The organism is Exiguobacterium sp. s6 (assembly GCF_018618155.1).
GTDB lineage: Bacteria > Bacillota > Bacilli > Exiguobacteriales > Exiguobacteriaceae > Exiguobacterium > Exiguobacterium mexicanum_A.
This window is the reverse complement of sequence record NZ_JACSLN010000001.1, coordinates 1892185-1906069: the sequence shown is the minus strand read 5'-3', so window position 1 is coordinate 1906069 and position 13885 is coordinate 1892185. Positions and strand designations below refer to the sequence as shown.

Sequence of the window (13885 nt, the reverse complement as noted above, 5' to 3'; positions counted from 1 at the left end):
CTGTCGCTTATTGAACTTGAACCGGTTGGCTCACAAAGAATTGAAGCTGATTGGTGACAGGTAACGTATCCAATTGATTGAAGACCGCATCGTTATACGTCAGCTGAAGACGCGAATGCTCGGGCGCTTGCTCAGGTACGTTACGCTCAAAGTACTGAGCGGCCGACAGTCCGTCCGCCTCTGGATAACGACCACGGAAGACGTTTACGTCGAGCGGGCCTCTGCTATATAACCCCCCTTTGATTTGGAGCTCCGACCCGACCGCGTACACTTGTGTCTTTTCTAAAGAGTCACTATACAAAAAGGCTTGGAGTGATGTCGAGCCGGTTTCGAATTCGTTGATCCGGTTCAATAAGATTTTCCCTTTCGAAAGAAGGATGAGCGAATTGAGACTGTCTTCATCAAGTGGTCGAATGTTGGCGCGATCAATCACGCTGTCACCGAGCACGTATACCGTGGACTCAAACGAGACGTTTCCTTGAATTGTCAAATCGCCGTTTACCAGCAACGGCCGATCAATCGAAATATGATCGAGCGAATCAATTGTAAGGTCACCATCAAACAAGAGTGGATTCTCATTTTTTGCAATTGATTCCGTAATCACCATCGGTCTCCCCGCTAAAGAGGACGGTAGTGTCACGATGGACGTATCCGTTAACCGGTCATATAGTCGTTTTGTTAAATAGGGACTCGGACGTTCGATAATAGTCGAGCCATCGTCACTAATGACACGTTCTGTCTCGAACACTTGGTTTGTCCGAGGGATGATTGATTCTTTGAAGAGGGTAGCTTCGACCGTGTTCGTGTAAGGCAATTTTTGAGCCAATCGTCGGTTCACGAACTCGATGATGGAATAGTCAAACTGGAATGGTGAGAACTGGCTAGTGACAGGTCCGGCATCTGGAAACTCGTTCGCGCCGTTATTTCCAGCTGTGAAATAGTTTGGCTGACGACATACACTACAAGAGGCAAGGTCCGGTACGTCGATTCGTCCATCTAAATAAAAGCGGCTCGTGGGCAGGTTTTGGAGCTGTTTCGCTTCGCCATCCAATTGGTAATTGGCAGAGCGCAACAACGTGAACGGGCCACCTGAGTAGATGTTCCCTTTTACGGTCGGCATCCCATTTACCGATAGCTGTTGGTCTGAACCAAGTACGTAATATAAAAATGATGGTAACGCCGTTAAATATAAGTCTTGAGTGTATTCGACCTTTAAACGTGGCTGTTCAGGGTTCGTTTGGCGGCTAGCCACGACATTCACTTGTAAAACTTTTGTGAATGGTGCGGTGTTGAGGGTGTTTGCTTCGTCATCCTCTTTTAATCGGATTGAGTACGTGATGGTACTGTCGCTCGTCTCGTTAAATTGCACAAACGGTTCGTCGGAAGCAAGTGTCTCTTGAATCGCGTCATTAAAAACGGTCTCAGAAGTCATATGATCCGGTACGCGATTCGAATCATGAAGCGGAAAACGATTACGCACGTCTGCTGCAATTAAGTTAAGCGCACTTTTTGCGTCTTCGTTTAGCTGCGTATCTTCGGTCCGGATGATCGTCAATTTATTTGTCACAAGGTTGACTTGCATGGCGGCGAGCGATAACACAGCGAGTGCAGCCATCGTCACAAGGACGAGGACGAGGACGTATCCTTCTTCTCGCTTATGCATAATGAGGACCTCCTTCTTTTAAAATGGGATAGCACTTTTAAACGTCCTGGTTGAATCAGGGTTCTCGGCCAAAGACAATACCAGCTCGATCTCAAAGAGCCCACTGGTCATATAGCGCGGACGACGCGCGTCGTAAACGGGATCAAGTAGCTGAATCGAGATTTGCTCGAGTATAACGTTTGGATTACTTGGTGTATAAGACGAATCAGATAAGTTCAGTTCAATCGATTCATAACCTGCTTGGCGATAAATCATGCCGGCCGATGAAATCTTTGGTTCGGAAAGTCGATGAAACTGATAAGTGTCATCGATCATTGTGACCGCGTCGAATTCACTGCGGTTCACTTCTGATAAGATGGAAGAGACTAAATAATCGGCTTCACTTCGTAGTTCACTCGTATCGTTTGTCAATCTAAACCCTAGAGTACCTGATAGAAAAGCCGTAATAATTGCTCCGCTCAAAATCGATGCCACGACTACTGTCACAAGCAGTTCAACTAATGTAAAACCATCTGATTTTTTACTGAGCGTCTTCGCTTTCCGGAACAGCTGTCTCGGGGAACGGTTCACGTAACGTGGCATTTGATATCACTCCTTTCAGACTTACAGGTGTGGTCATCGTTTCCGTCATGACGGAAACTTCAATTTCAACCGTGTTATCGAGTTGAATCGATCGCGTTTCGTTTAAGTCAACTTGGAACGTCTGTCCGTTAATCTCCGTACAAAATGGACAATGGGCTCCACTCGGGACAAGTTTTGATAGAGACAACTCATCTTGTAGCGTTGAAGCTCGCCGATCAAGTGTATGTAACGTGTTTTGTGCGACTTGGTTGGCAATGGTTCGATTCAAACTATCGTTCGTGGTTTTCAAACTTTGACTAAAAATGTTCAATAAGGAAAAGGAGAAGAGAGATAGAATGACGATCGAGACGAGTACTTCGACGAGCGTGAAACCTTGCTCGGAACGGGTCATTATATTGACCTCCTTTTCAAATATATTTTAAAGATAGGGAAAAAGAGACGTTTAACCTGAAATAATTGTTATTTTCTGTACAATGCATATTATACTAAAGTTACAGTGGTAACGGATAGTCATTCAAAGTCCCATTGGGCTTGAAATAGAGGGGGAAATGGAATGAAGCGATATGGGATACATTTGTTCATCCTAGCCGGGCTAGTCCTGCTCGTGTCGTTGCCGACGATTGGGCTCGTAAACTATCTCGATGCCTCGGCGAAGACGAGTACTACATATAAAGAAACAATAGTGGCTGGTATCAATGTATCGGGGATGACGAAAGAAGAAGCGGTTGTTCGGCTTGATAACGCCATCAAAGACTTCAACAACACGCCGTTCACAGTGACGCTCGTCGATGGGACGACACTCGAAGTCGGAAAAGACGTCGTCTCGTTCAACGTCGACGCGACACTCGAGGCGGTCACTGAATCGGATACATATCCGCTCATCACGACGGTCGATGAAGCACGGTTGACGCCATACTTAGAAAACCAACCGGTGACGCTTTCGATGGTGACACCGCCGCTCATCGAAGCGGCCTCGAACTTAAATTCAGACGTGATGCTCGAGATGACGGCAACAGAGAGCGACGTTGTCGCCTCGATCACGGTCAGTCCGACACCATCAATGCGATCGGCGCTCGATCGAATGAACGGCTTCGAGATGGAAGCTGGTGACATCTTCAGCTTAAAAGCGTTCGGGGAAGATTTTGAGGCGCTCAGCACGCTCGGTTCATCGATGTATCAATTGTTCGCGGCGACACCGTTTCAAATTTTAGAGCGCGTGCAACATGAGACGTTACCGGCTGAAATTGAGCTGGGTTACGACGTTAAAGTGGACGAACGCTCGAACTTCGCCGTTCAGAACACGGAACAGACACCATACGCGCTCATCGTGTTAGAGGAAGGGAACACCGTGACGGTGCAGTTACTCGGTAAGCCATTCATCGGTGCTTATGAATCGCGTGTCGAAGACGTGTCGACTGTCCCATATCAAAACATCGTCCGCTTCTCACCGTCGCTCACGGCAGGCAGTTCATCTGTGACCCAGTCCGGGCAGACCGGGGAGTCAGGTAAACTGTATCGCGTCCGCATCACGGACACCGGCGAGTCACTCGAGCTTCTCGGATTTGATTTTTATGAGCCGATCCCGGAAATTGTGACGAAAAGTTCCGTCCCGCTCCCGCCCCCTGAACCGGTCGAACCGGTGATTCCAACTTTCCCGGACGAATCACTGGAAGATGACCTGTTCGATGACGATGTAGAGGATGACGGATTGAATGAGTTTGAAGAACAGCCACCGGTGTATGAAGATGACCCGGTGCCAAGTGAGGGGGCAGTCGGATGATCGGGTATTTGATTTTGATTGCCTTTTGGGTACTCGCCACATTGACCGTGTTCGCCTTGTCGATTCCATACATTCGGAAGCGTGAGACGAAAGGGGTCATCTCGTTGCTCGTCGCCGTGCTCTCGCTCGGCGTGTATAGCCTGTACGTCGAAGGGCTCGAACGGGTATGGTGGGCGTGGGCCCTCCTCGCTATCGGTTTGGCCGGCGGTGCAGCGCTCAGTACGTTCATCGAACAGCGAGACGTCGAACAGGAGGTACCACAGAGGATGGTGAAGTAAGTTGAGACGAACGAAAAAACGGCTCGGCGAGATGCTCGTCGAGGCGGGGATAATCACACATAACCAGTTAGACGAAGCACTTACTCAAAAGCGGACCGGGGAGAAACTCGGGGACGCACTCATGCGATTGAACTATTTGACCGAGACGCAATTGATTCAAGTGCTGCACGAGCAGTTGAACGTGCCGATCATTTCAATATATGCGCAAGACATCAATGTGACCGTGACGAAGCTCGTCCCGAAAGTCATCGCCCAAAAACATGACATCATGCCGATTTCGTTGCAAGGTAACACGTTGTTCATCGCGACGGCGGACCCGCTTGATTTGATCGCCATTGATGACGTACGTCTCCAGACGGGGATGAACATCGAGGTCGGCATCGCCACGCGTGAACAGATTCGTAAGACGATTAGCCGCTTTTACGAGATGGATGCGTCGCTCATCGAGATTTTAAAAGAAGAAGCACCTGAACTTGAACGGCAGGAGACGGCGTCGCGTGATGACGCTCCGGTCATCCGGCTCGTCAATCAGTTGTTCTTGAGCGCGATTGACCAACGCGCCTCGGATATCCACTTCGACCCACACGAGAAGCAGTTGCACGTCCGCTTCCGGGTCGACGGTGATCTTCGGACCGAGACCGTCTATCCGAAGAAAATCCAAAGCGTCATGCTGACGCGCCTCAAGGTCATGAGTAACCTCGACATCACTGAGAGTCGTTTGCCACAGGACGGACGTATCAAATATACGCTTCGGGGCCGCCCGTACGACTTTCGCGTCTCGACGCTCCCGACGATGTATGGGGAGAAAATCGTCATCCGGGTGCTCGACTCCTCGGAAGGGTTGACGGATTTGACGAAGCTCGATTTCGGTGATGAGAACGAGGCGGTCTATCGCGATATGTTGAAACGGCCGAACGGGATTATCCTCATCACCGGGCCGACAGGGTCAGGGAAATCGTCAACGCTCTATGCGTCGTTGCGAGAACTGAACGAAGAATCGAAAAATATCATCACGGTCGAAGATCCGGTTGAATACCAGCTCGATGGCATCAATCAAGTCCAAGTCAATACCAAAGTCGGTTTGACGTTCGCGTCCGGTCTTCGGTCGATTTTGCGACAAGACCCGAACATCGTCATGGTCGGGGAGATTCGGGACACCGAGACGGCCGAGATTGCCATCCGAGCGTCGTTGACGGGTCACTTGGTTCTATCGACACTACATACGAACTCGGCTATCAGCTCGATCACCCGCTTGATTGACATGGGGGTCGAACCGTTCCTCGTCGCTGCCTCGACGTCAGGGCTCGTCGCCCAGCGGCTCGTCCGCCGCGTCTGTCGCGACTGCGGCCATGAACAGCCGGTCTCGAAACGGGAGCAGGAACTGTTTAGTGCTGAAAGCGTCCCGGTCGAGCGGATCATGCGTGGCAACGGTTGTGCGTCGTGTAACTTCACGGGCTACCGTGGACGGCTTGCCATCCATGAGGTCGTGCCGATCGATGAAGGGTTGCGCCGTCTGATCATGAACCAGGCGACGGAGGCCGAGATGGTCGCCTATGCGAAAGCACAAGGTGTTCGTTTCCTCCTCGCCGATGGGCTTGAGAAAGTCGCGCTCGGATTGACGAACACCGAGGAAATATTGAGAACAGTGATAACGGAGTGAGCTAATGATCCATCAGTCGATTGAAGTGATTTTAACGAAAGCGGTCGAACTACGCGCCTCGGACATCCACTTGACCGCCGGCTCACCGCCGATCATCCGGATCGACGGGAGCCTCATCACGATGGGTGACGAGAAAGTGTTGCCGTCTCATATCGAAAGCTATTTAAAAGACATCATGACGGATGAGATGCGGGGCCGCCTTGATATGCAGCGCGACCTCGATTTCTCGTTCGGCGTCCCGAGAGTGTCGCGGTTCCGCGTCAACGCCTATTATCAACGAGGTACGGTCGCCATCGCGTTCCGTTCCATTTCCGGGGAAATCCCGACGATGAACGAGCTCGATTTGCCGCAAGTGTTAAAGCGGTTGATTGAGAAGCCGTACGGCCTCATCCTCGTCACCGGCCCGACGGGTTCTGGGAAATCGACGACGCTCGCCGCGATGATCCACGAGATTAACCGGACACAGCGGAAACGAATCATCACGCTCGAAGATCCGATTGAATATCTCCATTCGCACGACCAGAGCATCGTCGATCAACGCGAGATCGGCTCGGACGTCATGAAGTTCGTCGACGGTCTTCGGGCCGCGCTCCGGCAAGACCCGGACGTCATCTTGCTTGGGGAGATGCGGGATCTCGAGACGATTTCGACGGCGATGACGGCTGCCGAGACGGGTCACCTCGTCATGGCAACACTTCATACATCAAGTGCGATGTCGACTGTCAGCCGTGTCATCGACGCCTTCCCGGCCGAGCAACAGGACCAGATTCGGACCCAGCTCGCCAACGTCCTGCTCGGTGTCGTCAGTCAGCGCTTATTCCCGCGCGTCGACGTGCCGAAAGGGCGTGTCGCCGCGATGGAAATTATGATCGGCAATCCTGCCGTCGCCAACTTGATTCGGAACGAGAAGGAGTTCCAACTCCCGACCGTCATCCAGACGAACCGGCAGAACGGGATGCAGACGATGGACATGGCAATTGAACAGCTCGTCCGTCAAGGTGTCATCAACCCGAATGTCACACCAAATGAAGAGAGGTGACTAGATGGCCATCTTCCAATACGAAGGCAAATTGCTGAACGGAAAGCGTAAAAAAGGACGAATCACCGCCGTCTCGCTCCGCGAAGCGAAAGAAAAGTTGCGCCAAGAATCGATTCTCGTCACCGAGCTCAACGAACTCGAGTCGACGGGGTTGAATAAAGAAGTCAACCTGCTCCCTGAGCGGGTCAAGATTGAACATTTGATTATGTACGTGCGTCAGTTCGCGACGCTCATCAGGGCCGGTGTGCCGATTGTCCGGGCGACGTCCATCTTACGCGTCCAGACCGAGTCGAAAGTGTTGAAGAAGACGCTCAGTCAAGTCGAGGACGATTTACGCGGAGGGATCGCTTTCTCGGAGGCGATCAAGAAACATCCGCGCGTATTCTCGAACTTCTTCAGCTCGATGGCACTCGCAGGTGAGGCGAGCGGGAATTTAGAGGAGGCGCTCGACCAAATCGGGCTCCAGCTCCAAAAACAGTATGACGTCAAACGGAAAGTCATCTCGGCGTTGACGTACCCGCTCGTCGTGTCGATCGTCGCCATTGGCGTCGTCGCGTTCCTCATGGTGAACGTCGTCCCGACGTTCGCAAGTATCTTCGGACAGCTCGGTGGGGAACTCCCGCTCATCACGCGCATCGTCGTCGCCGTGTCGGACTTCGTCGCCGCCTATTGGTGGCTCATCTTCGGTGGGGTATTCCTCGCACTGCTCATCTTCACCTGGATGCTCAAACGGGACAAGGAACGGTACGTGATTGACGGGTTGTTGTTAAAGCTGCCAATCTTCGGACCGATTGTCCTGAAGTCACAAATCGCATTGTTGACGCGAAGTTTGGCCGTCTTGCTTCAAGCGGCCGTTCCGATTTTGTCGGCGATTGAGATCACTGAGAAAATCGTCTCGAACCGGGTCATCCGCAAAGGGCTTGGTCAGGCGCGCAAGATGATGGCGCAAGGGATCCCGCTCCATGAACCGCTCGAACGAAACGACAGCTTCCCTCCGCTCATGACACAGATGATCGCGGTCGGCGAGGAGAGCGGAGATTTAGACTCGATGTTGAATGAGGTCGCAGAGTTTTATGAGACCGAGGTCGAGACGACGACAGACCGTCTGAAGTCGATCATCGAGCCGCTGTTGATCGTCGTCTTGGCGAGCATCGTCGGGGTCATCGTCATCGCGATTGTCGTGCCGATGTTCCAAATTTATGGTGATATCCAAAATCAGTAGAAACTTTTTATTTATTTGAAGATTTGTATCTTTTCAATCCTATTTTTTGAATGTATAGTAAAATTGTTCTACTTATACTTAGGTCTAAGGTAATGCATGCAGCACACCACACAGCAAAACACACAAAAGGGGAGAATCAGGCATGTTAGAGAAAATGAAAATGATTTGGCAAGACGCCAAACAATTGAAAGATGAACGCGGACTCACACTCGTCGAGTTGCTCGTCGTCGTCGTAATTTTAGGGATTATCGCAGCCATCGCCGTTGTCGCAATTGGTGGGATTATCGAGAACTCGAAGAAGGATGCGATGGTTGCTGATGCGAAGCAGATGGTTAGTTCAGCTAAACTTCATGTAGCCTCTAATCCTGATGCTCGGTCTTTAGACTTTTTAACAGGTGATGGTTCTAGTTATATTTCAGGACTCAAAGATCCTTTCCATTCTACAGGGGCGGAAACGTATACAGCGGCTTCAGTTACAATCACTGAAAATAGTGGGAAGTATAATTACTCAGTCACTTTGACAAGTGAAGATAATAATTTTGCTTTCTCTGCTACACCAGAAGGATCCTTAAATAAAGATACTCTAGAAACTCCAGAAGCAGAAGAAGAAGAAGAAGAGTAAATAAACCATCTCTCCGGCTGGCGCTGGGCACTCGCTCAGCCTAGCCGGTTTTCTGTTTATGGCATATACTTACAAGTAAGGAAGTGACCTTGATTGGTTGAACTTATTGGACTCATTTATAGCCTCGTCCTCGGGGCCGTCATCACGTCATTCACAAACGTCGTCGGGCTCCGCGTGCCACGCAAACAGTCCATCGTCACGCCGCGCTCCCACTGTCCGTCATGCGGGCATGTCTTATCCGCTTGGGAACTGATTCCGGTCTTCGGTTACGTGTTCCTGCGGGGGAAATGCCGCGGCTGTGGCGGGCGGATCGCGCCGACGTACCCGCTGTTTGAATTACTCGGGGCGGTCGGTTACGCCTATAGCTTCTGGCTATACGGATTCAGTCTCACGACGCTCCTTGCGTTCGTCTTCTTATCGACGCTCCTCGCCTTGGCGATGTCGGATTTGTCGACGATGCTCGTGCCGAACGTCATCTTATTGTTCACGGCACCGGTCCTTCTATTGCTCGCCTATAGTGCGGGTGCGGCATGGTGGACTCCGATCGCTGGGGCGGCACTCGGCTTTTCTGTTCTCGCCACCGTTTTTTTCGTCTCCAAAGGGGGACTTGGGGCCGGCGATGTCAAACTATTTACAGTAATCGGGCTCGTTCTCGGGCCGCGCGACGTCCTCGTCGCCTTGTTTTTATCGAGCTTGATTGGCGCGATCGTTGGACTGACGTTGATCGGTTTGAAACGAATGAATCGCAAACAGCCGATCCCGTTCGTGCCGTCGATCGCACTCGGCACGATGCTGACGTTTTGGTTCAGCGAACGTTTTTTTGAATGGTATTTTGATTTGATGTAGGGGGAAACCAGCATGAGCCGGTCTATAGAGAAAGGAACGGTCGCTTACTTTTCGTTCGATGCACTCAGCATCCACGGGGCCGTGATCAAACAAGGCGTGTTCAAGCGCAGCGCTTCCGTCCAATTGGCGAAAGGGGCATACATAGGCGGACGAATTGAAGACGAGAACGCATTCGGTCTCGCTTTCGATGAGTTGTGCCGCAAACTGAAAGTCCGAAAAGGGATGGTCTGTGCCGTCGATATGGCCGAGACCGAGGTGTTGTCCCGTAAAGTCGAGATCCCGTCGACGATCCCGAAAGATGAGATTCGGGGTTATCTGTTCATGGAGATCGGCAGCTCGATCATCTTGCCGTTCGACGATGTCGCTTTCGACTATGAAGTGCTCGGCGAAACCGAACTGAAAACCGAAGTCATGCTTCACGCCGTCTCGGTCGAGTTGACGAACGCGATTCGCGCCTACATGAAAAAACGCGGGTTCCAATTAAGGAAAATCGTTCCGCGTCCAGTCGCGATCACGAACGGGGTTTCCCGGATTGAGACGATCGACCCGCTCAAATCGACGCTTCTTTGGCACGTGACGCCGTTCGCGCACCAGTTGCTCGTCCTTGAAGAAGGCCAAGTCCGCTTCATCCGTGCCATCGAGACCGACCTCCCGTATCGTACTGAGACGACGGACGGCCTTGTCACGTATACATATAGCGGCTCGAAGGAGACACTCGCGACGCAGACAGACGAGTGGCTGAACGAGCTGGCCCGTTTCCTCGACTTCTATCGTTACTCGCTCCGGACGGACGGACGCCCGATTGACGAGTTACTCGTCTCGGGGACGGTCCCGAGCCTTGACGATCTCGTCCAGACGATTGAAAGTGAGGCGATGGTGCCGGTCAAACGGATTGCCGACCCGCTTCCACTGTCTCACGCGACGCCATTGTCGCACCAGATGTTGCCGCTCCTCGGGATGGCGACGCTCGACAAAGAACACGACGCCAACTTCATCAACTCGACCGATGTGACGCTCCGCTGGCCGATCATCGCGAGCCTGCTCGCCCTCTTGATTGGTGGCGGCGCGACCGGTTACTTGTTTTATGAAGTGAACGAGTTGAAGCGGAACGAGGCCCAGGTCGAGGAGCAGTTGCAGCTCGTCCGCATCTATCAGACCGAGCAAGTGAACTCGAAAGGTCAGCAAGTCCTATCGCTCGACCAGACAGTGACGGCGCTCACGGCCGAAGAACGATGGGCCGTCCCGGCGCTCCGGGCGTTGACCGAGCAATTGCCGCCGACGGGCTACGTATTGACGTATAACTACGCCGACGGTTCGCTCATGAGCGTGCGTACCCAGTTCGAGACGCTCGCCGATTTGAATGCGTTCCAGCGCTCGCTCTTGAACGATCCAAGGTTTGAGAACGTCAAACTGCTAGGTGTGACGACCGAGACGAAAGCGGAGACCGAGCAGGAGGAGACGGACACCGATGAGCCGCTCAGCCCGAGCGTGCTCGATTCGACGAATGAACCGCTCCCACGCTACATCGGTGAGTTCACTTTCACGTTCATCGATGCCGAACCGGAGACGCCGGAAGGGGAGACCCCAGACGGTGAGACACCGGACGGCGAGACGGAAGAGACGACCGATGAGGAGGTGGTGAGCGAATGAAACGCTCGACGATTTATTTGATTTTTACAATCTGTTTGTTCGCGGCCATCGCCGTACCGTCTTATTTCGGCTACCAATACTTCATCCACCAAGGCAACGTCAAGTCGCTCGAGCGGGAACTGTCGCTCGAGCAGACGAAGCTCGAACTGTTGCGCCAAGAAGGGGAAGTCGTCGACGTCGCCGACTCGCAGCGCCTCCAGACGCGTGTCCCGACCGAGGCAGCCCTCGACACGGTCGTCGAGACGTTATCGCAGGCGAGCCAACTGTCTGACGTCCGCGTTACGAGCATCGCTTTCGCCGACGGTGTCATCGCCGAATCGGAGGTGCCGGAAGACATCGACGAGCCGGAACCGAACGACGTGAGCGCGACGGCTGAACCGGCCGAACCGGTCGAAATCACGCCGGTCAACGCCTCGTCAATCCGTTCGACGGTATCGCTCCAAGCGGACACGTACGAGTCGCTCGTCTTGTTCCTCGAGTCGGTCGAGTCGATGAACCGAATCCATATCTTGCGCACGGTCCAATTCACCGGACCGACGGAGACAGGCCCGAACACGACGGAGACGGCCGAGCCGCTCGACTTCACGGTCGAACTCGATGCGTTCTATCGTCCGGATCTTGATCAACTCACAGACGATCGTTACGTACCGGCGCAGACGTTCACCCCGAAAGACATCCCGGTGTACGACTATACGACGCCATGATGCAAACGTCCCTTCAAAAAGAAGGGGCGTTTTTTTGAGGCGTCGTGGATTGTAAACGCCTGCCCGTTTGCCTACAATCGACAGTGAAGTGTGATACGGAAAAGAAGCCCGTTACGCACATATGGAAGGAGTCGTTACAATGAAACCAACACAGAAACGTGTCATCCTCGCCTCGATGTCGCCACGGAGGACCGAGCTGTTGAGCCAGGCCGGGATCAGTCATGAGGTCATCCCATCTAACGTCATCGAAGGGACGAACGGTCGGGAACATCCGGACGAGTATGTCGGACGCCTCGCTCGCGAGAAAGCGATGGACGTCGCCCGCGACAACCGTGATGCCATCGTCATCGGCTCGGATACGGTCGTCGTCTTAGACGGGACGATTTTAGAGAAACCGAAAGACCGGGACGACGCGCGAGATATGCTGCAACGGCTTTCGGGGGCGACCCACGAAGTGCTCACCGGCGTCAGCATCATCGGGCCCAAGCGGCAAGACTTGTTCGTCACGACGACGCACGTCACGTTCATCGAGATCCCGGACGCTTGGCTCGACGGCTATCTCGATTCGACGGAGCCGTACGATAAAGCTGGCGCTTACGGCATCCAAGGGTCGGGCGGTCTGTTCGTCAAACGGCTCGAAGGGGACTTTTATAACGTCGTCGGTCTGCCGATTCGTCCGCTCGTCGAGACGCTCGAACGACACGGGGTAGCGCCGCGCTTTCTGTGATTGAAGCGAAAGTTGGTGAAGGAATGACCATGGTGCTCGACCGAAGTGTTGAATCCGCGATCGCCCGGCTGCTCCAAATCGGGGGCAGGGGCGGCGACCCGCATGAGACGGCCCGACGGCTGTCTGACGTGTATCCGACGCTCCGGGCGCTGTCGCAGGCGTCCGTGAGCGACCTCTGTCAAATCGAGGGCATGACGAAGAAGAAAGCTGAGCAGTTGCTCGCGGCGTTCGCAATCGGTCTCCGTTACGTCGAGGAGCCGAAAGTAGAGACGCCGACGATCCGTTCGCCACAGGACGCCTATGAACTGCTCCGTGATGAACTCCGGTTGTTGAATCAAGAACATTTCATCTGTCTGTATTTGAACACGAAGAACCAGCTCATCGCCCGGAAGACGCTGTTCGTCGGTGGACTCAATTCGTCGATCGTCCATCCGCGCGACGTGTTCCGGGAAGCGCTCAAACTGTCGGCCGCTTGTTTCATCGCGGTCCATAACCATCCAAGTGGGGACGCGACCCCGAGCCGGGAAGACATCGAGGTATCGGAGCGGCTTGTCGAGGCCGGTCATATCGTCGGGATCGCCTGTCTCGACCACGTCATCATCGGGGAGGACCATTACGTCAGTATGAAACAGCGGGGGTATATGAATGGGTAAAGAATGGAGAGCAGGCATAGATATGTCTGCTTTTTGTTTATAGAATGGCTTTAGTTCATTTCTTGCTTTTTCTAGAGACTCATAATTTTTTCTTGCTTATGATCCCTTCAGGTTACTTTCATAGACCTCGTCAGTTCATTGCATGGACTCGTAAAACATGCATTATGCTAATTGTCCAGCAAAGATGCTATGTGCCATTTATAGTCTCTGCGTGGTTGATACGAAATGTTCTGCATATTCAAAGATGGACAACTTTTGAGTGTAGTGGAAGTGTATCTGATGGCGTAACGACAGACATTTATGATAGAAGTTATGAGCTTGAAGAGTTACTTGAAACATACAAGAATGAAAAGTTTAATCCTCAAACTGTAAGTGCAAGCAAAAAAAACCACCTTGTAACGGGTGGTTTTTGTTTGCGCTCATTTAGTTATTCAATAGCATAAGCTAATTAGTCCGTTA

14 protein-coding genes are annotated in these 13885 nt (G+C 52.6%); 11 read left to right on the top strand and 3 right to left on the bottom strand.

Going from position 1 to position 13885, the window contains the following annotated elements; translation table 11 throughout:
• Positions 1–7: 7 nt before the first annotated feature.
• From KNP75_RS09855 to KNP75_RS09845, 3 genes are read right to left on the bottom strand one after another with little or no spacing between them, the layout of a single operon-like run.
• Positions 8–1663, bottom strand: a complete 1656-nt coding sequence (locus KNP75_RS09855; protein WP_215190294.1) for a hypothetical protein — start codon at positions 1661–1663, stop codon at positions 8–10.
• 18 nt (positions 1664–1681) lie between these two features.
• The gene (locus KNP75_RS09850; RefSeq protein WP_215190293.1) at positions 1682–2245 is read right to left on the bottom strand and encodes a prepilin-type N-terminal cleavage/methylation domain-containing protein; all 564 of its coding nucleotides are present in this window, start codon (positions 2243–2245) and stop codon (positions 1682–1684) included.
• On the bottom strand, positions 2184–2636 hold the full coding sequence (locus KNP75_RS09845; protein WP_215190292.1) for a prepilin-type N-terminal cleavage/methylation domain-containing protein: 453 nt from the start codon (positions 2634–2636) through the stop codon (positions 2184–2186). The genes KNP75_RS09850 and KNP75_RS09845 overlap by 62 nt, the downstream gene beginning before the upstream one ends.
• 162 nt (positions 2637–2798) lie before the next feature.
• Between KNP75_RS09845 and KNP75_RS09840 the strand changes: the two genes are divergently transcribed.
• From KNP75_RS09840 to radC, 11 genes are all read left to right on the top strand, one after another.
• The gene (locus tag KNP75_RS09840) at positions 2799–4025 is read left to right on the top strand and encodes a G5 domain-containing protein (protein WP_215190291.1); all 1227 of its coding nucleotides are present in this window, start codon (positions 2799–2801) and stop codon (positions 4023–4025) included.
• Positions 4022–4303, top strand: coding sequence for a hypothetical protein (locus tag KNP75_RS09835; protein ID WP_215190290.1), 282 nt, complete (start codon positions 4022–4024; stop codon positions 4301–4303). The genes KNP75_RS09840 and KNP75_RS09835 overlap by 4 nt, the downstream gene beginning before the upstream one ends.
• A 1-nt stretch (position 4304) precedes the next feature.
• Complete coding sequence (locus KNP75_RS09830) at positions 4305–5963, top strand: GspE/PulE family protein (protein WP_215190289.1); 1659 nt, start codon at positions 4305–4307, stop codon at positions 5961–5963.
• A 4-nt stretch (positions 5964–5967) separates the two neighbouring features.
• Entirely contained in the window at positions 5968–7002 is a 1035-nt protein-coding gene (locus tag KNP75_RS09825) for a type IV pilus twitching motility protein PilT (protein WP_215190288.1), read from the top strand.
• A 4-nt stretch (positions 7003–7006) separates the two neighbouring features.
• Positions 7007–8224, top strand: a complete 1218-nt coding sequence (locus KNP75_RS09820) for a type II secretion system F family protein (protein WP_215190287.1) — start codon at positions 7007–7009, stop codon at positions 8222–8224.
• A gap of 142 nt (positions 8225–8366) precedes the next feature.
• A complete protein-coding gene (locus KNP75_RS09815) occupies positions 8367–8846 on the top strand; it encodes a prepilin-type N-terminal cleavage/methylation domain-containing protein (protein WP_215190286.1) in 480 nt (159 codons plus the stop codon).
• A gap of 93 nt (positions 8847–8939) precedes the next feature.
• A complete protein-coding gene (locus KNP75_RS09810; RefSeq protein ID WP_215190285.1) occupies positions 8940–9692 on the top strand; it encodes a prepilin peptidase in 753 nt (250 codons plus the stop codon).
• A gap of 12 nt (positions 9693–9704) precedes the next feature.
• Positions 9705–11342: a pilus assembly protein PilM gene (gene pilM, locus KNP75_RS09805; protein WP_215190284.1), complete on the top strand. Its 1638-nt coding sequence runs from the start codon at positions 9705–9707 to the stop codon at positions 11340–11342.
• Positions 11339–12046: a hypothetical protein gene (locus KNP75_RS09800; RefSeq protein ID WP_034776853.1), complete on the top strand. Its 708-nt coding sequence runs from the start codon at positions 11339–11341 to the stop codon at positions 12044–12046. The genes pilM and KNP75_RS09800 overlap by 4 nt, the downstream gene beginning before the upstream one ends.
• A gap of 139 nt (positions 12047–12185) precedes the next feature.
• Entirely contained in the window at positions 12186–12773 is a 588-nt protein-coding gene (locus KNP75_RS09795) for a Maf family protein (protein WP_251128228.1), read from the top strand.
• Between the two features lie 29 nt (positions 12774–12802).
• Positions 12803–13426, top strand: coding sequence for a RadC family protein (radC, locus tag KNP75_RS09790; protein WP_235420135.1), 624 nt, complete (start codon positions 12803–12805; stop codon positions 13424–13426).
• Positions 13427–13885 lie beyond the last annotated feature (459 nt).

Coding starts and splice junctions, on each gene's coding strand:
- KNP75_RS09835 (WP_215190290.1), top strand. CDS start 4,022: ATGATCGGGTATTTGATTTTGATTGCCTTTTGGGTACTCGCCACATTG.
- KNP75_RS09840 (WP_215190291.1), top strand. CDS start 2,799: ATGAAGCGATATGGGATACATTTGTTCATCCTAGCCGGGCTAGTCCTG.
- KNP75_RS09795 (WP_251128228.1), top strand. CDS start 12,186: ATGAAACCAACACAGAAACGTGTCATCCTCGCCTCGATGTCGCCACGG.
- KNP75_RS09855 (WP_215190294.1), bottom strand. CDS start 1,663: ATGCATAAGCGAGAAGAAGGATACGTCCTCGTCCTCGTCCTTGTGACG.
- radC (WP_235420135.1), top strand. CDS start 12,803: ATGGTGCTCGACCGAAGTGTTGAATCCGCGATCGCCCGGCTGCTCCAA.
- KNP75_RS09820 (WP_215190287.1), top strand. CDS start 7,007: ATGGCCATCTTCCAATACGAAGGCAAATTGCTGAACGGAAAGCGTAAA.
- KNP75_RS09850 (WP_215190293.1), bottom strand. CDS start 2,245: ATGCCACGTTACGTGAACCGTTCCCCGAGACAGCTGTTCCGGAAAGCG.
- pilM (WP_215190284.1), top strand. CDS start 9,705: ATGAGCCGGTCTATAGAGAAAGGAACGGTCGCTTACTTTTCGTTCGAT.
- KNP75_RS09800 (WP_034776853.1), top strand. CDS start 11,339: ATGAAACGCTCGACGATTTATTTGATTTTTACAATCTGTTTGTTCGCG.
- KNP75_RS09845 (WP_215190292.1), bottom strand. CDS start 2,636: ATGACCCGTTCCGAGCAAGGTTTCACGCTCGTCGAAGTACTCGTCTCG.
- KNP75_RS09825 (WP_215190288.1), top strand. CDS start 5,968: ATGATCCATCAGTCGATTGAAGTGATTTTAACGAAAGCGGTCGAACTA.
- KNP75_RS09815 (WP_215190286.1), top strand. CDS start 8,367: ATGTTAGAGAAAATGAAAATGATTTGGCAAGACGCCAAACAATTGAAA.